Source organism: Alcaligenes sp. YSL9, assembly GCF_030515105.1.
GTDB classification, from domain to species: domain Bacteria; phylum Pseudomonadota; class Gammaproteobacteria; order Burkholderiales; family Burkholderiaceae_B; genus Alcaligenes; species Alcaligenes phenolicus.
Map to the genome: position 1 here is coordinate 240,692 of NZ_JALXJU010000001.1, position 23,194 is coordinate 263,885.

30 protein-coding genes and 1 tRNA gene are annotated in these 23,194 nt (G+C 56.3%); 11 read left to right on the top strand and 20 right to left on the bottom strand.

Features of this window, described 5'->3' with window-relative positions; all coding sequences use genetic code 11:
• Positions 1–17 precede the first annotated feature (17 nt).
• The gene (locus tag M2Q46_RS01085) at positions 18–503 is read left to right on the top strand and encodes a DUF4440 domain-containing protein (RefSeq protein ID WP_060186047.1); all 486 of its coding nucleotides are present in this window, start codon (positions 18–20) and stop codon (positions 501–503) included.
• 145 nt (positions 504–648) lie between these two features.
• Here the strand turns inward: M2Q46_RS01085 and M2Q46_RS01090 are convergent.
• A tRNA-Ile gene (locus M2Q46_RS01090) sits at positions 649–727 on the bottom strand.
• A 195-nt stretch (positions 728–922) separates the two neighbouring features.
• Between M2Q46_RS01090 and M2Q46_RS01095 the strand changes: the two genes are divergently transcribed.
• Both M2Q46_RS01095 and M2Q46_RS01100 read left to right on the top strand, forming a co-directional pair.
• Positions 923–1,051, top strand: coding sequence for a hypothetical protein (locus M2Q46_RS01095; RefSeq protein ID WP_266140775.1), 129 nt, complete (start codon positions 923–925; stop codon positions 1,049–1,051).
• Between the two features lie 462 nt (positions 1,052–1,513).
• Positions 1,514–1,780, top strand: a complete 267-nt coding sequence (locus M2Q46_RS01100; RefSeq protein ID WP_083053805.1) for a hypothetical protein — start codon at positions 1,514–1,516, stop codon at positions 1,778–1,780.
• A 36-nt stretch (positions 1,781–1,816) separates the two neighbouring features.
• Here M2Q46_RS01100 and M2Q46_RS01105 read toward each other — a convergent pair whose 3' ends face one another.
• A complete protein-coding gene (locus M2Q46_RS01105) occupies positions 1,817–2,344 on the bottom strand; it encodes a LexA family transcriptional regulator (RefSeq protein WP_258866305.1) in 528 nt (175 codons plus the stop codon).
• 134 nt (positions 2,345–2,478) lie between these two features.
• Here M2Q46_RS01105 and M2Q46_RS01110 point away from each other — a divergent pair, with 134 nt between their 5' ends.
• Both M2Q46_RS01110 and M2Q46_RS01115 read left to right on the top strand, forming a co-directional pair.
• Positions 2,479–2,823, top strand: coding sequence for a lysozyme (locus tag M2Q46_RS01110; RefSeq protein ID WP_258866319.1), 345 nt, complete (start codon positions 2,479–2,481; stop codon positions 2,821–2,823).
• Positions 2,802–3,278, top strand: coding sequence for a DUF2514 family protein (locus M2Q46_RS01115; protein WP_302356386.1), 477 nt, complete (start codon positions 2,802–2,804; stop codon positions 3,276–3,278). The genes M2Q46_RS01110 and M2Q46_RS01115 overlap by 22 nt, the downstream gene beginning before the upstream one ends.
• Before the next feature lie 45 nt (positions 3,279–3,323).
• Here M2Q46_RS01115 and M2Q46_RS01120 read toward each other — a convergent pair whose 3' ends face one another.
• Complete coding sequence (locus tag M2Q46_RS01120; protein WP_009459867.1) at positions 3,324–3,854, bottom strand: hypothetical protein; 531 nt, start codon at positions 3,852–3,854, stop codon at positions 3,324–3,326.
• A gap of 124 nt (positions 3,855–3,978) precedes the next feature.
• On the opposite strand from M2Q46_RS01120, the gene M2Q46_RS01125 reads away from it, so the two are divergent.
• The gene (locus M2Q46_RS01125) at positions 3,979–4,344 is read left to right on the top strand and encodes a YgiW/YdeI family stress tolerance OB fold protein (protein ID WP_203144889.1); all 366 of its coding nucleotides are present in this window, start codon (positions 3,979–3,981) and stop codon (positions 4,342–4,344) included.
• A gap of 118 nt (positions 4,345–4,462) precedes the next feature.
• A complete protein-coding gene (locus M2Q46_RS01130) occupies positions 4,463–4,807 on the top strand; it encodes a DMT family protein (RefSeq protein ID WP_021446759.1) in 345 nt (114 codons plus the stop codon).
• Between the two features lie 341 nt (positions 4,808–5,148).
• Here the strand turns inward: M2Q46_RS01130 and M2Q46_RS01135 are convergent, their stop codons facing one another.
• Both M2Q46_RS01135 and M2Q46_RS01140 read right to left on the bottom strand, forming a co-directional pair.
• Positions 5,149–5,964, bottom strand: coding sequence for an META and DUF4377 domain-containing protein (locus M2Q46_RS01135; protein WP_035268251.1), 816 nt, complete (start codon positions 5,962–5,964; stop codon positions 5,149–5,151).
• A 107-nt stretch (positions 5,965–6,071) separates the two neighbouring features.
• A complete protein-coding gene (locus tag M2Q46_RS01140) occupies positions 6,072–6,779 on the bottom strand; it encodes a tellurite resistance TerB family protein (protein ID WP_035268249.1) in 708 nt (235 codons plus the stop codon).
• 210 nt (positions 6,780–6,989) lie between these two features.
• Between M2Q46_RS01140 and M2Q46_RS01145 the strand changes: the two genes are divergently transcribed.
• The gene (locus M2Q46_RS01145; RefSeq protein ID WP_026482930.1) at positions 6,990–8,141 is read left to right on the top strand and encodes an ABC transporter substrate-binding protein; all 1,152 of its coding nucleotides are present in this window, start codon (positions 6,990–6,992) and stop codon (positions 8,139–8,141) included.
• A gap of 88 nt (positions 8,142–8,229) precedes the next feature.
• Here M2Q46_RS01145 and M2Q46_RS01150 read toward each other — a convergent pair whose 3' ends face one another.
• The 5 genes from M2Q46_RS01150 to M2Q46_RS01170 form a co-directional block, all read right to left on the bottom strand.
• The gene (locus M2Q46_RS01150; RefSeq protein WP_230940605.1) at positions 8,230–8,496 is read right to left on the bottom strand and encodes a DUF3892 domain-containing protein; all 267 of its coding nucleotides are present in this window, start codon (positions 8,494–8,496) and stop codon (positions 8,230–8,232) included.
• A gap of 87 nt (positions 8,497–8,583) precedes the next feature.
• Positions 8,584–9,270, bottom strand: a complete 687-nt coding sequence (locus M2Q46_RS01155; protein ID WP_009455576.1) for a 3'-5' exonuclease — start codon at positions 9,268–9,270, stop codon at positions 8,584–8,586.
• Between the two features lie 24 nt (positions 9,271–9,294).
• Positions 9,295–9,519: a hypothetical protein gene (locus M2Q46_RS01160; RefSeq protein ID WP_137430864.1), complete on the bottom strand. Its 225-nt coding sequence runs from the start codon at positions 9,517–9,519 to the stop codon at positions 9,295–9,297.
• A 64-nt stretch (positions 9,520–9,583) separates the two neighbouring features.
• On the bottom strand, positions 9,584–11,032 hold the full coding sequence (locus M2Q46_RS01165; protein WP_060186022.1) for a GGDEF domain-containing protein: 1,449 nt from the start codon (positions 11,030–11,032) through the stop codon (positions 9,584–9,586).
• A gap of 183 nt (positions 11,033–11,215) precedes the next feature.
• Positions 11,216–11,482, bottom strand: a complete 267-nt coding sequence (locus M2Q46_RS01170) for a hypothetical protein (protein WP_009455580.1) — start codon at positions 11,480–11,482, stop codon at positions 11,216–11,218.
• Positions 11,483–12,027: 545 nt separating this feature from the next.
• Between M2Q46_RS01170 and M2Q46_RS01175 the strand changes: the two genes are divergently transcribed.
• Positions 12,028–12,897: an MOSC domain-containing protein gene (locus M2Q46_RS01175; RefSeq protein WP_060186021.1), complete on the top strand. Its 870-nt coding sequence runs from the start codon at positions 12,028–12,030 to the stop codon at positions 12,895–12,897.
• Between the two features lie 18 nt (positions 12,898–12,915).
• Here M2Q46_RS01175 and M2Q46_RS01180 read toward each other — a convergent pair whose 3' ends face one another.
• Positions 12,916–13,377, bottom strand: coding sequence for an Lrp/AsnC family transcriptional regulator (locus tag M2Q46_RS01180; RefSeq protein ID WP_009455584.1), 462 nt, complete (start codon positions 13,375–13,377; stop codon positions 12,916–12,918).
• 146 nt (positions 13,378–13,523) lie between these two features.
• Between M2Q46_RS01180 and metC the strand changes: the two genes are divergently transcribed.
• A complete protein-coding gene (metC, locus tag M2Q46_RS01185) occupies positions 13,524–14,747 on the top strand; it encodes a cystathionine beta-lyase (protein WP_302356394.1) in 1,224 nt (407 codons plus the stop codon).
• Here metC and M2Q46_RS01190 read toward each other — a convergent pair.
• The 4 genes from M2Q46_RS01190 to M2Q46_RS01205 form a co-directional block, all read right to left on the bottom strand.
• Positions 14,727–15,200 (bottom strand): hypothetical protein, encoded by a 474-nt coding sequence (locus M2Q46_RS01190; protein WP_009455589.1) that lies wholly within the window; start codon positions 15,198–15,200, stop codon positions 14,727–14,729. The genes metC and M2Q46_RS01190 overlap by 21 nt on opposite strands.
• A gap of 158 nt (positions 15,201–15,358) precedes the next feature.
• Positions 15,359–15,772: an NUDIX domain-containing protein gene (locus M2Q46_RS01195; RefSeq protein ID WP_302356395.1), complete on the bottom strand. Its 414-nt coding sequence runs from the start codon at positions 15,770–15,772 to the stop codon at positions 15,359–15,361.
• Positions 15,773–15,818: 46 nt separating this feature from the next.
• Complete coding sequence (locus M2Q46_RS01200; protein WP_009455593.1) at positions 15,819–16,208, bottom strand: YbaN family protein; 390 nt, start codon at positions 16,206–16,208, stop codon at positions 15,819–15,821.
• Between the two features lie 2 nt (positions 16,209–16,210).
• Positions 16,211–16,801, bottom strand: coding sequence for a peroxidase-related enzyme (locus M2Q46_RS01205; protein WP_009455594.1), 591 nt, complete (start codon positions 16,799–16,801; stop codon positions 16,211–16,213).
• A 177-nt stretch (positions 16,802–16,978) separates the two neighbouring features.
• Between M2Q46_RS01205 and argG the strand changes: the two genes are divergently transcribed.
• Positions 16,979–18,313, top strand: coding sequence for an argininosuccinate synthase (gene argG / locus M2Q46_RS01210; protein WP_035268236.1), 1,335 nt, complete (start codon positions 16,979–16,981; stop codon positions 18,311–18,313).
• A 253-nt stretch (positions 18,314–18,566) separates the two neighbouring features.
• Here the strand turns inward: argG and M2Q46_RS01215 are convergent, their stop codons facing one another.
• Genes M2Q46_RS01215 through M2Q46_RS01235 form a run of 5 tightly spaced genes read right to left on the bottom strand, consistent with a single transcriptional unit; the run spans position 18,567 to position 23,081 of the window.
• Positions 18,567–19,400 (bottom strand): phosphodiesterase, encoded by an 834-nt coding sequence (locus M2Q46_RS01215; RefSeq protein ID WP_060186019.1) that lies wholly within the window; start codon positions 19,398–19,400, stop codon positions 18,567–18,569.
• 15 nt (positions 19,401–19,415) lie between these two features.
• Positions 19,416–20,480 (bottom strand): ABC transporter ATP-binding protein, encoded by a 1,065-nt coding sequence (locus tag M2Q46_RS01220; protein ID WP_302356397.1) that lies wholly within the window; start codon positions 20,478–20,480, stop codon positions 19,416–19,418.
• Positions 20,470–21,282, bottom strand: a complete 813-nt coding sequence (locus tag M2Q46_RS01225; RefSeq protein WP_247965612.1) for an ABC transporter permease — start codon at positions 21,280–21,282, stop codon at positions 20,470–20,472. Before M2Q46_RS01225 ends, M2Q46_RS01220 begins: the two co-directional genes overlap by 11 nt.
• Before the next feature lie 7 nt (positions 21,283–21,289).
• A complete protein-coding gene (locus M2Q46_RS01230; RefSeq protein ID WP_026482917.1) occupies positions 21,290–22,096 on the bottom strand; it encodes an iron ABC transporter permease in 807 nt (268 codons plus the stop codon).
• A gap of 22 nt (positions 22,097–22,118) precedes the next feature.
• The gene (locus M2Q46_RS01235; RefSeq protein ID WP_230940610.1) at positions 22,119–23,081 is read right to left on the bottom strand and encodes an ABC transporter substrate-binding protein; all 963 of its coding nucleotides are present in this window, start codon (positions 23,079–23,081) and stop codon (positions 22,119–22,121) included.
• Positions 23,082–23,194 lie beyond the last annotated feature (113 nt).

Sequence of the window (23,194 nt, forward strand, 5' to 3'; positions counted from 1 at the left end):
AGAGGGAGGTAAGGGAAATGAGCAAGAAAATCATGGTGTTGTTGGGAACGCTGGTGCTGGCGGGTTGCGCGGCACAGACCCAGGGAGAACGCAGCCTGAGTGCCCAATCTTCACCAAGCTGTGCACCGATAGACGAGGCTGGTGTTGCCGTTTTGTTTGAGCGTTGGAACCAGTCGCTACAAACCGGCAAACCCGAGGTCGTCGTTAACAACTATGCAGAGCGCTCGATTCTGCTACCCACGCTGTCTGGGGTAAACCGCATCACCAAGGCAGAGAAAGAAGATTATTTCGACCACTTTCTGGCTGGCAAGCCGCAGGGCAGGGTAACGCAACGACAGATCACCCTAGGCTGCAATATGGCAGTGGACTCGGGGCTGTATACCTTTCATATGGGCAGCAGCGGCAAGGACGTAGGCGCGCGTTACACCTATACCTATCAATGGAACGGGCGGGATTGGCTGATTGTCAGCCACCATTCTTCGCTCTTGCCGGCGGATAAATAAGCGCTTTTCAGGCCTGGGTAACTTGCTCAAACAGCAAGAAGCCCGGGCTTCAGGTTTGTTGCTGGGTGCAAGCCAAACGGCAGGGAACAAGCGAGTTCGGCATTGTTATTATTAGTACGGGCCGATGCTTGAAAGAGGAATGAGATGGTGCCCCCCCCGTGAGTCGAACACGGCACCAACGGATTATGAGTCCGCTGCTCTAACCAAGCATGAGCTAGAGGGGCAACAAGTCCGCAATTATTACATAAAGTCTGTGTTTGTGCCTAGCGTAGCCACGGCTAGAGCAAGAGATTCAAGCATCTGGAGGCCCAACTGTATTTGCTCGCGATTGGTAGCACCTTGTTGTTTATCCTTGGAGCACAATGAGCGCGTCTAAAACCCAGAGAATAATGATGAAAACACTTATTTTGGCTTTGACCATGACAGCTATTCTTTCCGCCTGTGCCGTCCATACTCCCAGGGGTTCGGTGATTGTGGATCCGGATGGTTACGGTGGATATGGGCAGCGTCACTGTCCACCCGGCCAGGCTAAAAAGGGCAATTGCTAAGCAAGTACCGCAGGCTGCCCCCTTATTTGCGCTGATAGCGTTTGCTACCTGTGCTGGTTTCGCAATAGCGCCCTCCACGAGGGCCGGTGCAATAGGTTCCACTGGAGCAGGGGCAAACGCTGCTGGATTGCAGCGCCTGTGGCCTGGACTGCGAACGTTGTCCTGCAGTGCCGGTGTACGCAGGACACGACCGCTTGCTGCCGCTGGCTGAACCATCACGGCATACAAAGATTTCCCCCTCGCAGTGGGAAATGCCACCTTTTTTGCCTGAGCAGGGAGTGTTTCTTGCCTGCGTGCTCAGAGGTAGCAATGCCATGATCAGGCATAGGAACAGCCATTTCATTCTTGTCTCACATGCCAGGGACGAGCTTGAGTCCCCAATGGTCTTGTTATAAAAGGGGCATTGAAAAATAATAGTTTTTTGATGCTCTGTTATAGCAGAGGTTTTATTTGGATATTGTCATGCGAATCTTGATGCTTGCCCCCGCTTTATTGTTAGCCGCTTGCCAAACTACGGTGCCCACAGAGAAAGTCGGCAGTGAGGCCTGGCTGGAAAAGGTGGATCGTCAATTGGCTGTCTCCGATGGACAAGGGCATGGCCCTGACTATGGCTCGCAGGAGTGGTGCAACGTGGTGCATATCCGTTTGTATGGTCAGCGCTCAGCACAGCCCGTCCCTTGTGATCAGGCCTGGATGGAGAAGGTCGATCAGGAAATGAAAAAGCGTTAAGCCGCATCATGCAAGGCAGCCTGCGCTGCCAGCTTTTTACGAACGCCGATAGTATTTCCGGTGCTCCACCATGGTGCCGATGATTTCAATAGCATGCTGGTCGCTGCGAATGGAAGGATAGTCTTCGTTCAGCGGCACCAGCTCAAAGATTTCTTGCCCACCTTCATCTATGCACAAGAGCCGGTACTTCTTGAAGGTGGCTTCTTCTTCGCTGTTTTTGGCGACCACATAATCACCGGGGCGGGGCGTGAGCTCGCAATCCACAATAATCCGGTCGCCTTCCTTGAAGTCCGGCAACATGGAATCGCCCTTGATCTGCAAGGCAAAGGAACGCTCGGACAGACACAGGTCTGTCAGCAGATATTCCACTTCTTCAAACGTGAAGTTCTGACCGGGATCCCGAAACACACCTGCCTGTACATAGTTCAGCAGGGGGATACGCCGCTCGCCCATCATGGCGTCTTGCACGTTGGAGTCAAAACCGTGCTTAGCCCCAAAACCATAGCCTTGCTGATCCAGGCTATGCGCTTCCAGACCCACTTCTTTTTCTATGGCTCGCGCCACTCGTTCGCCAATGCTGCGCCCACCGTTGTAGGTGGATGACAGGTACTGGGCCAGTTGCGCCCGTGTGCGCCCAATAGAGCGCGCAAAGTCAGCCGCGTTGCCGTGAGCGCGGTCTTCAATCAGGCATTCCGACTATCTGCGACGGCTATACACAAGGAGTCAAGCTGGGTGACATGGCCAGTCCGCAGCGTTGCGACGCCTTGACGGAGCAGGAGGTTCGTCGTGCTTTGAGTGTGGTGGATCGTTCCGTTAGCTATCCCTTGCCGGATGAGGTACGTGTGGCGCTGAGCAGCTTTGTTTATAACGTGGGGGCTGGGGCCTATGCCAATTCGACCTTGCTGCGCAAGCTACGGGCTCGGGATATAGCCGGAGCATGTCAGGAGCTGGATCGTTGGGTCTATGCTGGTGGCCGCAAGCTGCGGGGGCTGGAGCGGCGGCGTCAGGCCGAGAGGCAGTTATGTCTATCAAGTCTGCATTAGTAGGTGCTGCTGTTCTGGCAGCCCTTTTTTTATGGGGGGCGCTTTATGGTCAGGAGCAGTATCGCAAAGGCTATGAGCTGGCCCAGGCGCAGACCAGGGCGGCGCAGTTGCAGGCCGAGGTCCGTGCGCGCTTGATGGAGCAACGATTACAAAAGGAGGCGGAGGATGTTCGAGTCACTTATCAAATGCAGCTGGATGCGGCTAAGCGTGTTGCTGTGGCTGCTCGCGCCGATCTTGACGGCTTGCGCAGCAAGCTCGCCGCCGCCAATGATCGTGTCGCCGCTCAGGCTGCCCGAGCCGGACATGCGCTGGATGCAAACGCCCGAATTGCCAGCCAGCTGCGCAACGTGGTCGGCCTGTGCGCAGAGCGATATACAGAGATGGCAGGAGTTGCTGATGGATACCGGAGCGCTTTAAGCGGTTTGCAGGGGTATGTGTTGGCCTTGAGGAAATAGGGCCCCACGGATGGAAACAGCCCAGGGCGTTAGCGCTTCATGCGCTTAGCGTTGCAGGCCTTCGGTTTGATAAAACAGTTTCAGGTCGCGAGGGCTACCTAGTCTGACTTTAGGCAAGGTGCTTGCCTCGAAAATGCTCAAGTACTTGTGGCGATTGGGCGGGGTCACGATGGCGATATGGCGGATCATTTGCCATTTCACACTATCTTTACCGCCTTCCAGGGCTCCACGACGGTTGCGCTCAAACAGGGTGCGCCGGAAGTAGCGCAGCAGGCTGGTAGCGGTGGAGACCTCTAGCACGATGAAACCTGTAGCGCGAGCCAGACGTGGGGCCAGGTGGCGCGTGTAGTTGCCTTCCATCACCCATTGTTCTTGCGCAATAGCCGCCTGGTGAAGCGCAACAAAATCGGCTTCGGGGCGGGGCACCCAGTTGCTATGCGGCAGGTGGTAGAGCTGATCCAGATGCACGGCCGGGATGGCCAGCTTGCGTGCGATCGCGTCAGCCAGGGTGGATTTACCGCTATTGGATGGGCCAAGAATGCAGATGCGGGGGCCTAAGTTCTCAAGAAGGGGCATGGTGCAGTGATGGTGTGATGTCGCGCTTGGTAACAAGGCAAGCCCAACACCGCCATTTTAATAAGAACGCTGATGATATCTGCTGTTATGGTTAAGTTTCAAGCCATGAACAACAGGAGTCATTATGTCTGCTTACGTTAAATTGCGCTCGGCCGTGGCGCTGGCTTTGTTATCAAGCGCGTTGTCGTTTCCTGCCCATGCCCAGTACACGGGCCCGTCGGAGATTGGTCAAACGACGGTTGCGGAGATCCTGAAAAATCCCGTCGATGATCAGGACGTGCGGGTGCAAGGCCATTTGCTACGTCAAACGGCCCACGACAAGTTTCTGTTCTCTGATGGCAGCGGGGAGATCGTGGCGGAGATCAAGGCCAAGCATTTTGCGGGTCAGACTCTGGATGAGAAAACCAGGGTGGAGCTGATTGGCGAAGTCGATACCAGTTCCAAGCGCCCACCCGAAATTGAGGTGGATTTTTTGAAAGTTGTGGACTGATAGCCCTTGCTTGATGCCCCGTCTTTCTGCTGCCTGATTATCCCCATAGGCGCTGCTTAAATGTGACGCTACACTGGCCGGGTCGCGGTGCAGGCCGCTTTTTATTTTCGTGTCCAGAATGGCTAAGATCCTTCCCATCTTGATGTTGGTCGTCTCCAATGTGTTCATGACCATTGCCTGGTATGGGCACCTGAAATATCCCAATAGCCCCTTGCTGAAAGTCGTTCTGATCAGCTGGGGCATTGCTTTGGTGGAGTACTGCCTGGCGGTGCCGGCCAACCGTTTGGGGCACACCGTCTACAGTGCCGCGCAGCTAAAGACCATGCAGGAGGTCATTACCTTGCTGGTGTTCGTGGTGTTCTCGGTGTTGTATCTGAAAGAGAGCTTTACGCTGAATCACCTGCTTGGTTTCACACTGATTGGTGCCGGCGCGTTTTTTATTTTTTATGGGCCGCTGAAGTAAGAGCAAGCCTCATCACCGTTCAGGCATAAAAAAAAGCCTCGCATGTCGCAAGGCCTGAAGCCGGATAAATAGGGAGGTGAAAAATGTTATCCGGTATTTCCATACTACGGATGGGCAGGCTTGCTGACTAGGTTCAAAGCATAGCAGTGAGTAACTATTTGTGGCTCCGAATGTGCTGTTTCTTATGGGGTTTAGGGGATTTGAACCAGGACAGTTTGCTTCCTGGTTCGAAAAAAATGTTCCTGAAATAAATAGCCCCAAAGTCGGAATCAACTCCAACCTTGGGGCTATGTGATCAGGTCGTCAGTGCAACAAGCGCTTGGACGACGTTGCTGCGTGAGTTACTTGCTGACTTGCTCGGACTCTACAACCATGTCCAGAACATCGGCCTTGGACGAGGCGTCTGCAGGCACGTTCTTCAGTTCGTAGCGGTTGATACGCAGCACGTTACGAACGCCAGGAGTATGGGTGTAGCCCTCGATGTCGCCGTAGTAGTACATCCAGTCACCCGTGTAGGTCTTGACGCCCGAATCGCTGTACTGGATCTCGCGTACCTTCAGGCACTGGTAGTTTGGAATCAGGGGGTGGGAGCACTTCTCTTTTTGTGCAGCCACTTCCAGGAACACACGGGTTGGCTCGCTGCCGTAACGGGTCGTTGCAGTAGGCTCACCTTTCAGGCGCCATTTGGTGCCGTCTTTAAAGTTCAGGGTCAGGACCGGTGCTGGATTATCCGGTGCGGAGTCGGCCTTGGCCATGCTCCAGTCTGTCGCTGTAGGCAACAATTTGCCAACGGCTTGTTCGTTGCGCATCAACTCGGGGTCCGAGCACATTTTCAGGGTGCTGACCGGCGAGGTAAAGGTGATTTTGGAACCGCTGATGGTGTAGCCGCTGCCCAGGACATTACACAGATTGTCGACCGACATCATGGTGTCAGTGAAATTCAAAGTGACTTGCTCGCCGCCTGCGCCAGGTATGGCAGGGGCTGGCTGGCCGTCTTTGCCGGTAGTGGCAAACAGACGCCAGTGATAAGCCTGCAGAGAGGTTTCTTTATCCATTTGGCGCTCGGAAGTCGCGGTGTTGCTGTTGTTTGGAGCCGCGCAAGCGGCCAGACCCATTAAGGCCAATGTACCAATCGTCAACTTGAGGGTGTTTTTCATGAGTGGTTTCCTTGATGAGTCGTGGGCTGCATTGGGAGTGTCAGCCCGGGGTTGAAAAATAAAACAATCAGAGTGGGGGTGTTCTGGTGGAACGGTCCCACTTCCGATCAAGCTTGGGGTAAAGCTTGGACTTGATTATCCAGACTTTCGCGCAAGGAGTTTGGCAAGGATAGTAAACGTGCCAGCTCGTCCAGATACGCGCGTTCCATATAGCTTTGCTCGTCAATGACGATGGCGCTGGTCAAGTAAATTTCGGCCGACATCTCGGGCGTTTGCGCCAATTGGGCGATGGCTTGCGGGTCAACCGGTTTGAGCAGTTCTTGTGACAGCCAGAGACGGGCTTGTTCGGGGGCGGCCATTTTACTGATTTCCGCGTCAATCAATTCGCGCTCGGCATCACCGATATGGCCGTCTGCCTTGGCAGCGGAGACCAGAGCGGCCAGGATGACCATGGCATGGGTATCTGCCGGGCCGTTGGAAGCCAGCGGCAGCGGGGCGGCTGGGACCGCCTGCACGGGTGTTGGGGCCGCTTGCTGGCCCGCGTTTTGTTCTTGCCAGTTCTGATAGACCTTGATGGCCAGGGCACCCAAGGCAGCGGCTCCGCCGTACGCGGCCATGGAGCCGCCCATTTTGCGGAACTTCTTGTTGCCCAGCAGGACGCCCAGAACGCCGCCTACCACAGCGCCGCCACCAAAACCACCGGCTTGTTCACTGATCTTCTTACCCAGGCCGGAGGAGTTCAATTGGCCTTGACCTTGTTTTAGTGCGCTTTGGCCGCTTTGCAGAATTTGTTGCAGCATTTGCTGAAGTGACATGGGTTCGCTCTATGAAAGGTAAACAGTAGCTTCGTTATAAACTACTTTATTGTGTGTGCCCGCGTACAATTGTAAGCAGACCTGCCGGAGCAAATCGTTCAATAAGACGTGTGCGGCACGGGGAATTTGGTATCTTATGCCCAGATCAATCCATATAAGCGCGGCTGCGCTGATATCAAGGGGGGAAGGGCTTAACTGGCTCTGCACATTATGAAATTGACTCGAACTGCTTTCGCTTTGTCCGTTGTTCTGGCCGCTCTGGCCACACCGGCTCAATCACAGGTCAAGATTGGCGTGATCGCCTCGGCCACCGGACCGACCGCCGTGGTCGGTTTGCCGCAGCGCAATACCGTGCCTTTGCTGCCTACCAAGGTTGGCGATCTGACGGTTGAATATGTCTCCCTGGATGATGCCAGCGACCCGAACCAAACGGTGACGCTGTTCAAGAAAATGATTTCCGAGGACAAGATCGATGCCTTGATCGGGCCTACCGGCTCGCCCAATGCCATGAGTCTGATTCAATTTGCGGCCGATTCGGGCACGCCTGTGCTGGCGCCGGTGGGCGCGGCGTCCGTCGTGCTGCCCATGACCGAGCAAAAGAAATGGGTCTTTAAAACGACCCAGAACGACGACATTATTGCTCAGGCCCTGGTCAAGCATATGGTCGATACCGGCGTGAAAACAGCCGGTTTCCTGGGCTTTAACGATGCCTATGGCGAGAGCTGGTTGACCGTGTTCAAGGAACTGGCCGAGGCGAACAATATCAAGATTGTGGCCACCGAGCGTTATGTGCGTTCCGATACCTCGGTAACAGGCCAGGCCTTGAAGATTTACGCGGCCAAACCAGATGTGGTCCTGGTAGCCGGCACTGGCGCTGCGGCTGTTCTGCCGCAAGTGACGCTGGTTAAGCAAGGTTACAAAGGGCAGATTTATCAAACGCACGGTGCTGCGCTTCCTGCGTTCTTGAGCCTGGGTGGCGAGCAGGTTGAAGGCACTATTCTGGCGGCCAGCCTGATGTTGGTCTTGCCTGAAATTGCCGATAGCAATCCGTCCAAGCCTATAGCGCAGGACTACATCCAGCGCTATACCGAGCGTTACGGTCAGGCTCCCGCCACATTTGGTGCCAACGTGTACGACGCTGGTCTTTTGCTGGAAAAGGCAATTCCTGAGGCGGCTACCAAGGCCAAACCCGGAACGCCGGAGTTCCGTTCGGCTTTGCGTGATGCGCTGGAGCAAACCCGTGATCTGGTGGCTACCCAAGGTGTGTATACCATGTCGCCCGAAGACCATAGCGGCTTTGACGAGCGTGGTCGCGAGCTGATTACGGTACGTAATGGCCAATGGCACTTGCTCAAACCCTAAGCAGGTGGACAGGCAGGTATGGAAAAACGCGGCTTAAAGCCGCGTTTTCTGTTTTCCTTGAGGGAAAGTGGAGGGAGGACCGGCCTGCTTAACCGGCCTGGCTGGGAAGGCTGAGCAAAATATGAGGCTCTTCAACTTCAAGCTCAGTTTTCAGGTACTTGGCACCAAAACGGCTGAGCGCCACGATCAGTTTGGCGGGAATGCCATCCAGAAGAATGTAATAGTCCTCCTGGCCCTGCTCAATTTGCTGGACCACATCCGGTTGAGAGCGTTGCCAGCCTGCGCCTCCAAGATGGGTGATTCGTTCGTAAGGGTCCCGACGCATATCTTTCGTGACGTATGCAACCTCGATCATTTGCCACCTCATGAAGTTCTTGTTGGGACCTTCATCATTGGGCATATGATGGCTGACAGCCATTAGGGATTTTACGAACCTTGAGGTTTAGACCTTCAAGGCCTTGACCAGATAGGGGTCCAGGTCTGGTTGACGCAGCAACCAGTTCTTGTAGTCCTGTGGTACATCGGCAATGGCCATGCCCTTGTGTTTGCCAAAATGCAAAATGGTGGGAATCCGGGCGTGCTCGGAGAGCTGCCACAACTGTTCCCAGGTATTGATGTTTTGTGTCAGGCCCAGCAAGTATTGCAGGAGTGCCAGGCAATTGCGTACATCGGCCAAGGCGCTGTGCGCATTGCGCAGGCGCTCGCGGGCGTTGGCGCGATCAATATGATAGATCAGGGCGGACTGGCTGTAGCTGTCCAGGCCTGGAATCAAGTGCCGGGCCAAGGCCAGAGTGCAAATCCGCTTGATATTGGGCGAACCGGCCACGCCCCAGTCGTAGTCCACGTTATGGCCAATGATGTATTGGGTGTCGGCAGGCAGCTTGAACTCGGTATGCGACGGGCAGTCTTGCAGCTCTTCGTCGTAAATGTGGTGGGTGGCCAGCGCACCCAGAGAATTGGCTTCATCAGGCCGGTAGCGTTGCTCGAATTCTTCATTGACCAGCAAGAAGACAGGGTCGCTTAAACGCAGCCAGGCTGCCTCGATGACTTGAGGTTTGGCAGTGCCGGTGGTTTCAGTATCAAACAGCAGGGCAGACATACGGGAATCGCTAACAGACAAAGCCGTCATGGTAGTGCATGTGCCCCGCTTTGCCTATACGGGTTTCAGGCGAAAGCCTTCGGGAACGCCCCAGCGATTGGTGCGTAGCAGCCAGTGCGTCTGGCAGCTCAGGCAGCGGTACTGGGTCTCATGAGCCCCGTCCGGAGAGGGAGGATGCTGTCCCAGTAAACGCAAGTCAGCATGCGCTTGGCTAGTACTTAATCCCTGTGGCAAGGTCAAACACGCTTGGCACAAGGGCGAGCCGTAAACTGACGCCATATCACCGCTCCCTGATGTTTTGTTTCGTATTGACACATCAGTATCGGTTTGCTTACGGATAGCGTCAAGTCTTCGTTTTTGGTTCGGGGAAATGATAGGAAAAACTCTGATCCCGACCGGCACGTTTTGCCTCGTACAAGGCCGTGTCGGCCTGACGAAGCAGAGCATGCAGATCCAGCGTGGAGGCTTCCAGAGTTGCGATACCCAGGCTGGCCGTCATGGTCAGTTGCTGCTCGTTATCCAGGGCCAGGGGCCGCAGGGCAATACTTTTGCGGACACGCTCGGCCACGGCATGGGCTTGGGTGGCGCTGCAGTCGGGCAGCAAGATGCCAAACTCCTCGCCACCCAATCGACCGCACAAGTCTGTATCGCGTAAAGCCAGGGAAATACGCTGGGTGATGGCGCTCAGGGCCAGGTCACCGACATGGTGGCCGTGGGTGTCGTTAATGGGTTTGAAGTGGTCGATGTCCAGAACAATGACGCTGACAGGAACGTGCCGTAGGCGACATTGAGTCAGCATGGTCTGGCTTTGCTGATAAAAGGCCTGCTTGTTGAGCAAACCGGTCAAGGCATCGTGGTGAGCCAGCCGCTGGAGCTTTTCCACTGCCAGATTACGGGCTGAGATCAAGCTGGCACTGGTAATGGAGGCGAGTGCAATGGAGGCAATGCCGATGCGCAGCGACAGCAGATCCAGTGAGGTATATAGCTGGCTGGGCAGGAAGTAGACCGGCTGGCTCAGGGCAAACAGTGTCCAGAGCACATAGAACAAGGTCAACAAGGTAGTGGAAAAGAGCGAGTAGCTCAGGGCGCACCACAATAAGGGCAGGACGGGAAAGGCCAGGGAGCCGGGGCCGTCAATCAGCAAACTCAACAAGCTGGTCAGTAATAAGGACAGGGCGGGTGCCAACTGGGCCAGACTCATCAAATGGGGCTCGTTCCAGTACTCCATGAAACGGCGTATGGGGCGGGCCGGGGCAGTCAGGATGACGGGCAAAATAGCGGTGTAGGAGATCATGCCGGTCAGCATCCAGGACAGGATGGCCAGCGACAAGGCTTGAGAGGTATGCAAAGACAGGGCAATGCCGCCTAGCAGGGCGGAAAGGATACAGGCTAGCCCGTAGTAGGCGGCCAGGGTCAGCATGGCCTGAGGGCGGCGCAAGGACAGGTCCAGCAGCGGATTGCGGGTGATCAGCCAGTATGCCAGCCCGACGCCACTGACATTGGCCAGGGTTAGCAAAAGGGCAATAGGCAGGGGGTTGCGGGCGATCAGTTCGGCGCACAGATAGGCCAGAACAACAATGACCCAGTTAAGGAACTGGCTGGCCCAATCCGGGCGACGAATGAACAGGCCCAGCAGCACGGCCTCGGCAGGCCAGAAGATGGTCAGGGCGTCGTAATGGCGCAGCTTGGTGCCCAGCAGGGTCAGGATCAAGACCAGGCTGAACAGGAAAAAACGGGAGAGATAGGAATAGCGCCGCGGCGGGCGCAAGCAGGAAGCCTGCTTTGATTTCATATCCGTTGCCATAGGAGCGCACGCTCGTCGTGGACGCTTTACAGCGTCGGATAAGTTTCATCAAGCCGCCACTATTTTAGGATGAAAGCAGGAATGTTTCTTGCAAATTGTAATTATATGTTTGTAAATGAAATTAATACGGGGAACTGGGTTGGTTCCCCGTATTAATTGGCAGGCAAAGCCTTAGTTCAAGGCTGGCAAAGGGTGGCGTGGAGCCACGTGATGCACGTCCTGCAGGCGGAAACGGAAACGCACGTTGGCGTCCTGGTTCTGCGCGTCTGCCGTATAGGTGGTGCAGCCGTGTACAGGCGAGCTGAAAATCACGGTACCCGCCATGCGAGGGCCGTTCTTGGGTTGCAAGTAAACGGTATCGCCAATGCGAATATCGGTCTTGTTCAAGGCAATATGCTCAGGGCGCGATACCAAACCGGTTGGATAGATATTTTTCATAATTTTTTTCCTTATCGTGTGGCGTCATTACATCGTTTTTTTATTGAGATTTGATGACACCATGATGGATCGGTCTCCACACGGAGGCCAAGCCATTGCTATTTCAATGTAGAGCCGCGCTGGTCGAACAAATGTCAGGCAGACGTGCTCTGTGGCAGCATGGACAGCGCCTTATTCGTTTGCCAAGCAAATGGACGGAGCGAGTCCGCTACGATGCAAAAAATAAGTCTGGATGTGGCTGTCGTCGCCGTGGTGAATGAATACCCGCATGTTTGGGGACATGCCAGAAGGTCAAAGGGACCTGCTTTGCGTGGGTACATTCAAAAAAATGTTGATCGCACTTTCTTGATGTAATGGATATGTTGGTGCAATCAATCAACTATTAACTCATGGCTTTGCGCTGTTGTCAAGTGTTGGTGCGAAATAGATTTTCAGAGTCGATGTTTCTGATCCACTTCTTTGCAATCAGTCTCCAAAGCAGGGGCAGGCAGGCGCTCAGCCTGTTTTAGAATAAGTCCCTTAACTTGCCTTTTCTGTTGCGACTCATGATTACCATCACTGGCCTTTTTACCCATCCCATCAAATCCTGTGCCGCCCAGGCCCATCCACAGGGCGTGGAGGTCAGCGTTGCGGGCCTGGCCTTTGACCGAGAGTGGGTTGTTGTTGACCAACAGGGCGTATTCATGACGCAGCGTCGCTGGCCGCGCATGGCCTTGATTCAGCCAGTGGTGCAGGACGGGCAGATTACTGTGCAAGCGCCTGGTATGGATCCTTTGTCCTGGTCTCTGGATGCCCTGGCAGGGGATAACGTCGCTGTGTCCGTGCGTATCTGGAGTTCAGATACCTTGGGCCGGGACGAGGGTGATCAGGTCGCGCAATGGTTTAGCGACTTTTTGCAGACTCCTTGCCGGGTGTTGCGTAACCATAGCCGCGCCAGGCGTTATGTATTGACCGAACGTGTGCGTCCCTGGGAAGAAAAGTCCCAGGGCTGGCGTCAGATTGGTGATCAGATCAACGGTTTTGGTTTTGCAGATGCGCTGCCTTTTCTGTTTACCAATGAGGCGTCCCTGGAAGAGCTGAACCGCCTGGTGCAACAGTCAGGTGAGCAGGCCGTGCCCATGAATCGTTTCCGCGCGAATGTGGTTTTTGAGGGCTTGCCCGCGTATGAAGAGGACTATGTGCTGGGTGTCAGCAGTGAAGGCTTGAGCTTTGCTTTTATCCGCCCCTGTACTCGTTGCCCTATGCCCAATGTGAATCAGCTGACAGCGGATGTGGGTACCCAACCCGGCCTGGCCTTGGCACAAAGCCGTCAGTTCCCGCAAGGGACCTTGTTTGGCATGCAGGCCATGCTGGTTGAATCCAAACCTCAGAGACTGAGTATCGGCCAGACGCTGGATGTGGAATACAGCTTTTAAGCCCTGAACCACACTGGATCAGGCGTAGTCCAGGGGCAGACGGGTCGTGAACTTGATCTGCTCCATGGCGAAACTGGAGCTGACGTCGGTCAGCTCTATTTCCGAGATCAGGCGCTGGTAAACACGGTCAAAGCTTTTGATGTCAGGTACAACCACGCGCAGCAAATAGTCGGTATCGCCGCTCATGCGATAGAACTCCACAATTTGCGGGATCGCCTCCACCACGGCCGAAAACTGGCTGTACCACTGTTTGTTGTGCTGATTGGTCTTGATGGCCACAAACACCGTCACCCCGACATTCAGCTTTTCAGAGCTGAGCAAAGCCACCCGTTTTTCGATATAGCCTTCCTGCTCCAGGCGCTGTATGCGTCGCCAGCAGGGTGTGCTGGACAAACCCACCCGATCGGCAATTTCCTGGATGGCCAAGGTGGCATCGTTTTGGAGGATCTCCAGAATGTGCTTGTCGAATTTATCCAGCATAAAAATAATTTCCCAATAATCTTGCTGATTGTAGGTATTTATTCTCGGAATTCTGCCTACAGTAGCGTGAAAACGCAATAATTGCCCTTGGGCTCTTGCGTAGACTGTTTCCATTCATCTTTAGCGATCAGGATCAGGAAAACAGTATGCAGGACTGCGATTATCAACAAACCCGTTTGACCCATGTAGGACGGGACACCAGCGTGTCGGCTGGCTTTGTGAATGTGCCCATTTGTCGCGGCTCCACGATCCTGGCCGACAATCTGGAGCAATGGGCGCAGCGCAAGGAGCCTGACAATCCCTACGCCTCTTATGGCCGTTTCACCAATCCCACCTTGCAAGCCTTGACGCAGGCCGTGGCCGAGCTGGAAGGCGGTTTTCAGGCCAGCTTGTTTCCCTCTGGATTGGCGGCCTGTACTCATGCCTTGTTGGGCATGTTGGAAGTTGGAGATCATTTGCTGATACCGGATTCAGTCTATGGACCGGTACGCGCGTTTGCCCAGCAGGTGCTGGCCAGCCGCATGGGTATTCAGGTGCAGTTTTACGAGCCGTCTGTGGGGGAGGGCATGGCCAGCCTGATTCGTCCCAATACCAAGGTGGTGTACGTAGAGTCGCCCGGTTCGGCCACTTTCGAGATTCAGGATATTCCTGCGATTGCTCGCTGTGCGCATGCGGTGGGGGCGTATGTGCTCTTGGACAATACCTGGGCTACTCCCTTGTTCTTCCAGCCCTTCGAGCATGGTGTGGACGTATCCATTCAGGCGGCCACCAAGTATCTGACCGGGCATTCCGATGCCTTGCTGGGAATTGCCACCGCGAATGAGCGTGCCTGGCCGTTGCTGCGCCGTGCTGCACATGATTTTGGTCAGACAGCCGGTCCTGACGATGCCTTTTTGGCGCTGCGCGGCATGCGTACTTTAGGTGTGCGTTTGCGTCAGCACCAAGCCAGTGCTTTGCAGATTGCCCGTTTTCTGGAGAATCATCCGCAGGTTCAGCGGGTGTTGCATCCGGCGTTGGAATCGCATCCCGGTCATGCCATCTGGAAGCGGGATTTCACCGGCTCTACCGGCTTGTTTGGCCTTGTGCTGGAACCCTTGAGCGAAGCGCAGTTATCCTGCTTTTTCAAGACCTTGCGCCTGTTTGGCATCGGTCTGTCCTGGGGTGGGTTCGAGAGTCTGGCTTTGCCCATGGAGATGCCCAAACGCAATGGGAAAGCCTTGTTTGGGGAAGGGCAGTTATTGCGTTTGCATGTGGGGTTGGAAGAGCCCCAGCACTTGCAGCAAGACCTGGAACACGCGTTGGACGCGGCTTATGCGCTCAACACGTCCAGAAGCACAAGTGGGCTGCGTTTAGTTGCCCAGCAGGCTTAACTGCTGGTTTTCCTGACGGGCGATCAGGCGACGCGTCTGTTCTTCACTGATGTCCAGGCTGGGATCATCCAAAGAAGGTTGAGCGGGGCTGGAGATACTTTCTGCAATCCGGTTCCAGCGCAGTCCCAGTTTGCTGGGTTTGGCCGGGCGACGACGGCTGCGCGGGGCGGTTTCGTGCTGGTCAGGCGAGTACTGGGTCAGATCAAACTGGCCAGTAACGATCCCGACTTGCTTGAGCAGAACCATGGCCTGCAAGGGGCTTTTGAAACTGCGCGGATCTTTGCTGCGGGCGGTAACCAGTACTGCCTGACCGGCACGCGTGGCCACTTGTACGAAAAAATGATTGCCTTGTCCTTTGATGGACACACCTAAAATCCCCCCGGCTTGCGTGGCGGCACGCAGCTGCTGCAGGGTAAAGGTGACGATTGCGCCTTGACAGGGCAAAGAGGACATAAATTAGCGCTCAATAAAGAAAGCCCGCCGTTGCGGGCTGGTCGGGCAAATAGCTGCGTCCCCATAAGAGGGGACTCAAGGGCGACATTATGCCAAAAAATAGGCGGTTCGTGGCTTGGACGGCACAAGACGGAAGGACGTCTTGTGCAAGCTGCAGCTCAGGCGGCGGCCTGGGCACATAGGCGCGGCAGAATGTGATTCGCCAGCAAGGGGGCTAGCGTCAGCGAACGGATTTCCTGCGGGCTGACCCAGCGCGCTTCTTCCAGCTCGGCGGCGGCCTGGATTTCCCGGTTTACCGTCAAGGTGAAAACGTGGGCATGAACCACGTGGCCAGGTTCATTGGCGGCGGGGCTTTCAAAGTATGCTTCGTAGCGGGCCGAGGCGGTTTCCTCCGTTGTCAGGCCCAGCTCTTCGTCCAGTTCGCGTTGCAGGGCTTGCAAGGGCGTTTCACCTGTTTCCAGCTTGCCGCCCGCCTGCATGTAATAGGCGCTGCCACGCTTGCGGACCAGGAGAATTTGGCCTTCAGAGTTGGTGATGTAGGCGGCAGCCAGCAAGATGACAGGATTGGACATAGGTGTTTCAAGCAAAAAGGGTCAAGCCAGGATCGGTTCAAGCAGGCTATTTTTGCACAGGCTCGGAAGGGGTGTCATCCAGGGTTTTGGCACGCAGCAAATAGCGGGTGGCGAAAATGCCTGGGATCAAGAGCCCGAGTCGATACCAGCCCAGGTGACTGGTCAGCCAGGCCGAGACGGCCAGCGACAGCCATAACATGATCAGCGCCCGGCGTTTGGCCTGGCGGGTCAAGCCCTGGCCGTTCTCCCAATTTCGCAGGTATGGGCCCAGATGGCGTTGATCCAGCAGCCATTGATGAAAGCGGGGGGAGCTACGGGAAAAGCACCACGCGGCCAATAGTACAAATGGCGTGGTAGGCAGCAAGGGTAAAACAGCGCCGGCAATCGCCAGCGCCACACAAATCCACCCGGCAAACAACAGGGCGTAACGCATCATGTTTAGCGGGGAACGCGTCCCAGCATGTAGAACTCGTCATTGCAGCGCATGGACATGAAGTTGGCCATGCGGTTACTCAGACCAAAAAAGGCACTGATACCGGCAATATCCCAGGCGTCCTCGTCGCTGAAACCGTGCTCGTGCAGGGCCTGGAAGTCGGCGTCTTCAATCTCCTGAGCGTTTTGCGAGACTTTCATGGCAAAGCTCAGCATGGCTTTTTGGCGTGCCGGAATATCGGCCTTGCGCCAGTTCACGGCAACCTGGTCTGCCACCAGCGGATTCTTGGCGCGGATGCGCAAGATGGCACCGTGGGCAATCACGCAGTAATGACACTGATTGGCAGCGGAGGTGGCCACCACAATCATTTCCCGGTCTGCATGGCTCAAACCACTGGGCTTTTCCATCAGCGCGTCGTGATAGGCAAAAAAAGCGCGGAATTCGTCAGGACGGTGGGCCAGAGCCAGAAACACATTCGGAATAAAACCGGATTTTTCCTGCACGGCTTCAATTCGACTGCGAATATCCTCGGGCATTTCGGCCAGCGTGGGGACGGGATAACGGCTGATAGCGGGTTGAGCGTGGGTCTCGGGCATGGCTTGTCTCCAGGTAAAAATGGATGTTCTAGTTCATCGAGTAATTAAATCCAGCTACGCAAAGGTGTCCAGGGTCGGTCAAGACGATATAATGACATATTGATCCTGCCGCGGGCAGGGCTCTACCAGAGAGCCTTACGGGCGGAACTGTACTTGCACACCACTACTGACGCGATAATGACAACCATCCTTGAATCTCTTCCAGTCGGCCAGAAGGTCGGCATTGCCTTTTCCGGTGGCCTGGACACCAGCGCTGCACTTTTGTGGATGCGCAATAAAGGCGCCATCCCTTACGCATACACCGCGAACCTGGGTCAGCCTGACGAACCCGATTACGATGCGATTCCCCGCAAGGCCAAGGAATACGGTGCCACGCTGGCCCGTCTGGTTGACTGCCGTCAGCAACTGGTGGCTGAAGGGATTGCCGCCTTGCAGTGCAACGCCTTTCACATCACCACCGGTGGCGTAACCTACTTCAACACCACGCCTATTGGCCGTGCTGTTACCGGCACCATGCTGGTTGCCGCCATGAAAGAAGACGACGTCCATATCTGGGGCGACGGCAGCACCTACAAGGGCAATGACATCGAGCGTTTCTACCGCTACGGTTTGTTGACCAACCCTGAGCTGAAGATTTACAAGCCTTGGCTGGACCAGACCTTCATTGACGAGCTGGGCGGCCGCGCCGAGATGTCCGAGTACATGCAGGAAAACGGCTTCGACTACAAGATGTCGGCCGAAAAAGCCTACTCCACCGACTCCAACATGCTGGGTGCCACGCACGAAGCCAAGGATCTGGAGTACCTGAATGCCGGTATCAATATCGTCAAACCCATCATGGGCGTGGCTTTCTGGCGTGATGATGTGGCCGTGGCTGCTGAAGAAGTGCGTGTGCGCTTTGAAGAAGGTCAGCCTGTCGCCCTGAACGGCGTGGAATTCTCCGATCCTGTGGAACTGATGCTGGAAGCCAACCGCATCGGTGGCCGTCATGGTCTGGGCATGAGCGATCAGATCGAAAACCGCATCATCGAAGCCAAGAGCCGTGGCATCTACGAAGCCCCCGGCATGGCCTTGCTGCACATTGCTTACGAGCGTCTGGTTACCGGCATCCACAACGAAGACACCATCGAACAGTACCGCATCAATGGTCTGCGTCTGGGCCGTCTGCTGTACCAAGGCCGCTGGTTTGACCCGCAAGCCATCATGTTGCGTGAAACCGCCCAGCGCTGGGTGGCTCGTGCCGTAACTGGCGAAGTGACACTGGAACTGCGCCGCGGTAACGACTACTCCATTCTGGACACCGTCTCGCCTAACCTGACTTACAAGGCCGAGCGTCTGAGCATGGAAAAAGTGGACAGCATGTTCTCGCCACGCGACCGTATCGGTCAGCTGACCATGCGTAACCTGGACATCGTGGACACCCGCGACAAACTGTTCACCTACACGCAAGCTGGCCTGCTGGCCCCTGCGGCTGGTTCGGCTGTGCCTCAGCTGAAAGACAGCAAGAAGTAAGACATGGCTTGCAGATCGGGGTGGCTCTGGGCAGCCCTCTTGATCTGAAGCAGCAGTATCAAAACACCCCAATATCGGTTGAATCCGATATTGGGGTGTTTTTTTAGGGTATGGGCCTAGCGTTCTTGAACGGCTTTGCTTAATGCTGTCAGTGTTTGCTACAGCCTTGAGCTAGCAAAGAGGGACCTATAGTCAACTTGGTTTGACGAGACCATCAAGGCCAAGCAGCCGTTGGTGTATGCCGTGCATCCAATCAGTCGATCAGTTTCCCGCTTGGCTCATGGAAGGCGAAGGGGCCGTCGAATTGGCCGACGGTGGCAGTATGGGTCACGATCTGGCCAAGGCTGTCCAGCGCATGAACGGCATAGCCGGGTGGTTCCAGTGTCCAGGCCGATGCTGCATTTTCAGCCAGATCCAGACAGACTTGATGCGCCACCGATGGGGCGGTGCTGGCAATGGTGCCGCCAAAACGGATCTGGATATTGCGATGCAAATGCCCGCTGATCACACGTTCGATATTGCTGTGTCGGCGCACAATCGCTTCCAGTTGTTCCGCTCCTTGCAGCAGGCCTATCTTGTCCATGTGGCCGATCAAGGTGTTGAAAGGAGGGTGATGCAGGGCAATGATGGTGGGGCGCTCAGGCTGTTGGGCCAGCTCGGTACGTAACCAGTCCAGCTGTTCCTGATCCAGACTGCCCGCGCTGGCTCCCAATACCGCACTGTCCAGGGCCAGCAGTCTTAGCTCTCCAATATCCACGCTGTAGCAAACCGGCCCGGCCTTGCCCAGATAGCTATATTCGGGAAAGCTCTCGCGCAGTTGCTGGCGGTCATCATGGTTGCCCGGCAACAAATACACCGGGATGGAGCCCAGCGGTGCCAGCAAGCGGCGCAAGTGCGCATATTCCTGTGGTCGACCAAAGTCGGTCAGATCGCCCGTCAACACCAGGGCATCCGGTTTCTGTGGCAGGGCTAGAGCGTGGTTGATGGCGTCCTGCAGATAGGGTGCGGTATTCAGACGGCCATAAGCCAGCCGACCTTCTTCCCGAATATGCGGGTCCGTCATTTGAATCAGTAATGTTTTCAGCATCGTTATCCGTTTGCGTTAAGAGAGTGGCACGGTACCGGGCATCAGCTTGCCGGGGTTGATGTGAATTCCCACTGTACTGCCAAGGACGGCTCCGTGATCACGGTCTACCTCGGCAATCAGAGGGGCTTGTCCGTCCACGTCCAGGGTCAGTTGCACCCGTCCGCCCATGAAACTGCGTTGTCGCACTTTGGCACGTGCCCAGCCGCTGGGTGTATCCATGCAAACGCTGATGTCCTCCGGGCGAACCAGCAACTCCTGCGCCCCGCGCAAGGTCTCGGGGCAAGTCAGGCTCAGGTCTGCCAGACGGATTTCGTTATTGAGCAGGCTTTGTTCGCTGCGTTGCAGGACGTTGACCCGCCCGAGGAAGGTAGCGACAAAAGGGTGGGCCGGATGGCGGTACAGGCTTTCGCCATCGCCAATCTGAATGATGCGGCCTTCGTGCATGACGGCCAGACGGTCGGCAATGGCAAACGCTTCCTGCTGATCGTGGGTCACATGAATGGCCGTGATACGCAGGCGTCGCAGCAGCTCGGCCAGCTCGTCGCGCAAGGAGACTTTCAGCTTGGCATCCAGGGCGGCCAGCGGCTCGTCCAGCAGCAGAACGCGGGGTTGATTGGCAATGGCACGTGCGATGGCAACGCGTTGTCGTTGCCCACCCGACAAGGCGGAGGGCTGGCGTTTTTCCAGACCGTTCAAGCGCATCAGATCGACCAGCTCACCCACCAGTTTTTGGCGTGCGGCCAGATCCATTCCCTTGATCTTCGGGCCATAGCCGATATTGGCTTCCACCGTCATGTTCGGGAACAGGGCGTAATGTTGAAACACCATGCCGACCTCACGCTTTTCAATCGGCAGATGGGTGACGTCCTGGTCGTCGAACAGAATGCGGCTGCCGGCATCGGGCATTTCCAGGCCGGCGATCAGTCGCAGCAAGGTGGTCTTGCCGCAGCCCGAGGGCCCCAGCAAAGCCATGACTTCACCGGGGGCGATGTCCAGAGTGCTGGGATGCAATCCCCGTGTGCCATCAGCATAGGTTTTGGCGCAGTGTTCGATACGCACCGGTATGTGTTTATTTTCCATAGTGTTTCTCCAGCAAGCGCGCCAAGGTCTGCAGCCCCCACAGCACGGGCAAGATGACGAGCATGAAAATCAGCGTATAGGCTGAGCCCACCTCGATACGCATGGACGCATAGCTATCAGCCAGCCCCACGGGCAAGGTGCGGGTCAGTGGCGTATGCAGCATCCAGGTCAGGTTGAACTCGCCTAGCGACAAGGTGAAGACCATCAGGCTGCCAGCCACAATCGCAGGCAGGATGGCCGGCAGCAGGATGCCGAAAAAGATTTGCGTAAAGCTGGCTCCCAGCGAGCGGGCCGCTTCTTCCAGGTCGATCAGGCTGCGTTTTTGCAGAGCTGCTGTGGTCGTACGCACCATAAAGGGCAGGGTGAACACAATGTGGCCCACCAGAATGAACCAGAAGCTTTGACGAAAGCCTTGCAAGGAGCCATAGGCCAGCAGCAGGGCCAGGGCCGAGGCCATGCCGGGGACCGCCACTGGCAAGGTCAGCAGTTCTTCAAAGCTGCGCGCCAGACGGGAGCGGCTGCGTGCCAGGGCATAGGCACAGGGGACGCCCAGCACAATGACAGCCAGCACACAAAGCAGCGCCAGCTGCAGGGATAGCCAGACTGTGCTGCCGTAGTTGGCCCAGACTTGCTCCACCCATTTCAGGGTCAGGCCACTTTTCAGTCCGATACGATAATTGTTGACCAGCCCGGCCAGCACGGAAACCAGAATGGGGCCGAGCAGGAACAGCACGGTCAGTCCGGTGACAGCCAGAAGCAAGGGGGCAGGGCGATGGGGGTTTGAAGCCGTTTTCAGTTTCATGGTGCCCTCAAATAACGACCGAGGGATCGCGGACCAGACGCCGGGCCAGCCACAAGGTAAACCATGTCAGCAGCCCCAGGGAAATGGACAAGCTGGCCGCCAGGGTGAAATTCGCATAGTTGGTAAATTCGTTATAGATCGTGATGGGCAACACTTCGTAGCGGCTGGACAGGGTGAAGGCCGTACCGAAAGCGCCCATGGAGGTGGCAAAAACAATGGCACCGCAAGACAGGGACGTGGGAGCCAGTTCCGGTATCCAGACATCTCTGGCAATGTCCCAGCGTGTGGCTCCACAGGAGCGCGCGGCTTCCTCCAGATTGCGGTCTATGGATTCGGCGGCTGCGGTGTAAGTAGCAATGGCGCGGGGCAGGGAAAAGTACAGATAGGCCAGAAACAAACCCAGCAGGCCGTAGGCAAAGGTCACTCGCCCCAGCCCCAGATCCTGACCGATCTGGGCCAGCAGCCCCTGCCGACCGCCCAGCAAGATAATGAAAAAGCCCACGATGACGCCAGGAAAGGACAGGGGCAGCGTCATCAGGGAGAGCAGCAGGCGCTTGGCCGGCACGCGATAGCGAGCCATCACGATGCCGACCATGGCACCCAGCACCAAGGTGGCCAGGGTCACGATGGCGGACAGGAGCAGCGTTTGCAGCAAGGCCTGCAAGTACCGCCCCGATGTCAGCACGACCCAGTAGGTGTGCATGCCTTCTTGTGCGGGCAGGGCCAGAAGCTGTACCGCGGGCAAGAGCCAGAATGCGGCAAAGAAAGCGACGGCAGGGGCCGAGCACAAGGGCAGCAGGTATTTGCGTTGCATACGCTAACTCCACATGGACCGCTTAGCGGACCTCTGCCAGATAACGCTCGGCAAAGGGTTTCTGACCCTGTGCCATGCGCTCATAGTCAATGGCCTTGGCACGCGCGTATTCGCTGTCGGGCAGGAAGCGCGACTGGGCTTCCTTGCTGACGGCGCTGCTGCGAACCGGGCGCAGGAAAGCATTGGCCCAGATGGACTGCCCTTGCTCGGACAGCACAAAATCCAGCACCTTGCGTCCCTGTTCGGTGTGTGGAGCCTTGTTGACCAGGGACATCACATACGGCACCACAATCGTGCCTTCCTGGGGAATCACGAAAGCGACGTCCTCGCCGTCCTTGTACTGAGCGCGGTAGGCGCTGAAGTCATAGTCCAGCAAGATGGGGATTTCGCCGGAAATCAGGCGGGCATAGGCGGTTTGCTTGGGAACAATGGGATTGTTCTTTTGCAGGGCCTTGAACCAGTTGATGGCGGGATCAAAGTTGTCCATATTGCCGCCCAGGGCTTCGTTGATGGCAACGGCACCCACGTAGCCCACGAAGGCCGATGAGGGGTCCAGATACCCGACCAGGCCTTTGTACTCGGGCTTGAGCAGGTCGTTCCAGGAGGCAGGCACCGGCACATTGCCCAGGGCCGATTTGTTCACCATGATGCCCATGGTGCCGGAGTGGATTGCAAACCAATGGCCTTGCGGGTCTTTCAGCCCTTCGGGAATCTGTTCCCAGCCCTGGGGTTTGTAGGCCTGGGTCACGCCTTCTTTCTGGGCCTGAATGGCAAAGGTGATGCCCAGATAGGTCACATCGGCGACCGGATTGGCGGACTCGGCAACCAGCTGGGCCAGGGACTGGCCGGAGTTCTTGTTGTCGGGCGGGACGGTAATGCCGGTGTGCGCCTTGATGGCCTCGATCTGGCTGGCCCAGTCGGCCCATTCTGGTGGACAGTTGTAGCAAATGGCCGTCTGCGCAGCGGCGGCGCTTCCCACGGTCATCAGGGCCAGGGGCAGTGCCAGGCGGCAAGCCAATGTACTCAGCATATGTTTCATGGTCGATCACTCCAGTCAGTCAGTGGTGTCAGGAAAAAGCCGGGAATGGCTTGAACGCA

Bases quoted from the DNA above. Each gene is read 5' to 3' on its own strand.
- M2Q46_RS01085 (WP_060186047.1), top strand. From the start codon at position 18: ATGAGCAAGAAAATCATGGTGTTGTTGGGAACGCTGGTGCTGGCGGGT.
- M2Q46_RS01095 (WP_266140775.1), top strand. From the start codon at position 923: ATGACAGCTATTCTTTCCGCCTGTGCCGTCCATACTCCCAGGGGTTCG.
- M2Q46_RS01100 (WP_083053805.1), top strand. From the start codon at position 1,514: ATGCGAATCTTGATGCTTGCCCCCGCTTTATTGTTAGCCGCTTGCCAA.
- M2Q46_RS01115 (WP_302356386.1), top strand. From the start codon at position 2,802: ATGTCTATCAAGTCTGCATTAGTAGGTGCTGCTGTTCTGGCAGCCCTT.
- M2Q46_RS01120 (WP_009459867.1), bottom strand. From the start codon at position 3,854: ATGCCCCTTCTTGAGAACTTAGGCCCCCGCATCTGCATTCTTGGCCCA.
- M2Q46_RS01125 (WP_203144889.1), top strand. From the start codon at position 3,979: ATGTCTGCTTACGTTAAATTGCGCTCGGCCGTGGCGCTGGCTTTGTTA.
- M2Q46_RS01130 (WP_021446759.1), top strand. From the start codon at position 4,463: ATGGCTAAGATCCTTCCCATCTTGATGTTGGTCGTCTCCAATGTGTTC.
- M2Q46_RS01135 (WP_035268251.1), bottom strand. From the start codon at position 5,964: ATGAAAAACACCCTCAAGTTGACGATTGGTACATTGGCCTTAATGGGT.
- M2Q46_RS01140 (WP_035268249.1), bottom strand. From the start codon at position 6,779: ATGTCACTTCAGCAAATGCTGCAACAAATTCTGCAAAGCGGCCAAAGC.
- M2Q46_RS01145 (WP_026482930.1), top strand. From the start codon at position 6,990: ATGAAATTGACTCGAACTGCTTTCGCTTTGTCCGTTGTTCTGGCCGCT.
- M2Q46_RS01150 (WP_230940605.1), bottom strand. From the start codon at position 8,496: ATGATCGAGGTTGCATACGTCACGAAAGATATGCGTCGGGACCCTTAC.
- M2Q46_RS01155 (WP_009455576.1), bottom strand. From the start codon at position 9,270: ATGACGGCTTTGTCTGTTAGCGATTCCCGTATGTCTGCCCTGCTGTTT.
- M2Q46_RS01160 (WP_137430864.1), bottom strand. From the start codon at position 9,519: ATGGCGTCAGTTTACGGCTCGCCCTTGTGCCAAGCGTGTTTGACCTTG.
- M2Q46_RS01165 (WP_060186022.1), bottom strand. From the start codon at position 11,032: ATGAAATCAAAGCAGGCTTCCTGCTTGCGCCCGCCGCGGCGCTATTCC.
- M2Q46_RS01170 (WP_009455580.1), bottom strand. From the start codon at position 11,482: ATGAAAAATATCTATCCAACCGGTTTGGTATCGCGCCCTGAGCATATT.
- M2Q46_RS01175 (WP_060186021.1), top strand. From the start codon at position 12,028: ATGATTACCATCACTGGCCTTTTTACCCATCCCATCAAATCCTGTGCC.
- M2Q46_RS01180 (WP_009455584.1), bottom strand. From the start codon at position 13,377: ATGCTGGATAAATTCGACAAGCACATTCTGGAGATCCTCCAAAACGAT.
- metC (WP_302356394.1), top strand. From the start codon at position 13,524: ATGCAGGACTGCGATTATCAACAAACCCGTTTGACCCATGTAGGACGG.
- M2Q46_RS01190 (WP_009455589.1), bottom strand. From the start codon at position 15,200: ATGTCCTCTTTGCCCTGTCAAGGCGCAATCGTCACCTTTACCCTGCAG.
- M2Q46_RS01195 (WP_302356395.1), bottom strand. From the start codon at position 15,772: ATGTCCAATCCTGTCATCTTGCTGGCTGCCGCCTACATCACCAACTCT.
- M2Q46_RS01200 (WP_009455593.1), bottom strand. From the start codon at position 16,208: ATGATGCGTTACGCCCTGTTGTTTGCCGGGTGGATTTGTGTGGCGCTG.
- M2Q46_RS01205 (WP_009455594.1), bottom strand. From the start codon at position 16,801: ATGCCCGAGACCCACGCTCAACCCGCTATCAGCCGTTATCCCGTCCCC.
- argG (WP_035268236.1), top strand. From the start codon at position 16,979: ATGACAACCATCCTTGAATCTCTTCCAGTCGGCCAGAAGGTCGGCATT.
- M2Q46_RS01215 (WP_060186019.1), bottom strand. From the start codon at position 19,400: ATGCTGAAAACATTACTGATTCAAATGACGGACCCGCATATTCGGGAA.
- M2Q46_RS01220 (WP_302356397.1), bottom strand. From the start codon at position 20,480: ATGGAAAATAAACACATACCGGTGCGTATCGAACACTGCGCCAAAACC.
- M2Q46_RS01225 (WP_247965612.1), bottom strand. From the start codon at position 21,282: ATGAAACTGAAAACGGCTTCAAACCCCCATCGCCCTGCCCCCTTGCTT.
- M2Q46_RS01230 (WP_026482917.1), bottom strand. From the start codon at position 22,096: ATGCAACGCAAATACCTGCTGCCCTTGTGCTCGGCCCCTGCCGTCGCT.
- M2Q46_RS01235 (WP_230940610.1), bottom strand. From the start codon at position 23,081: ATGACCGTGGGAAGCGCCGCCGCTGCGCAGACGGCCATTTGCTACAAC.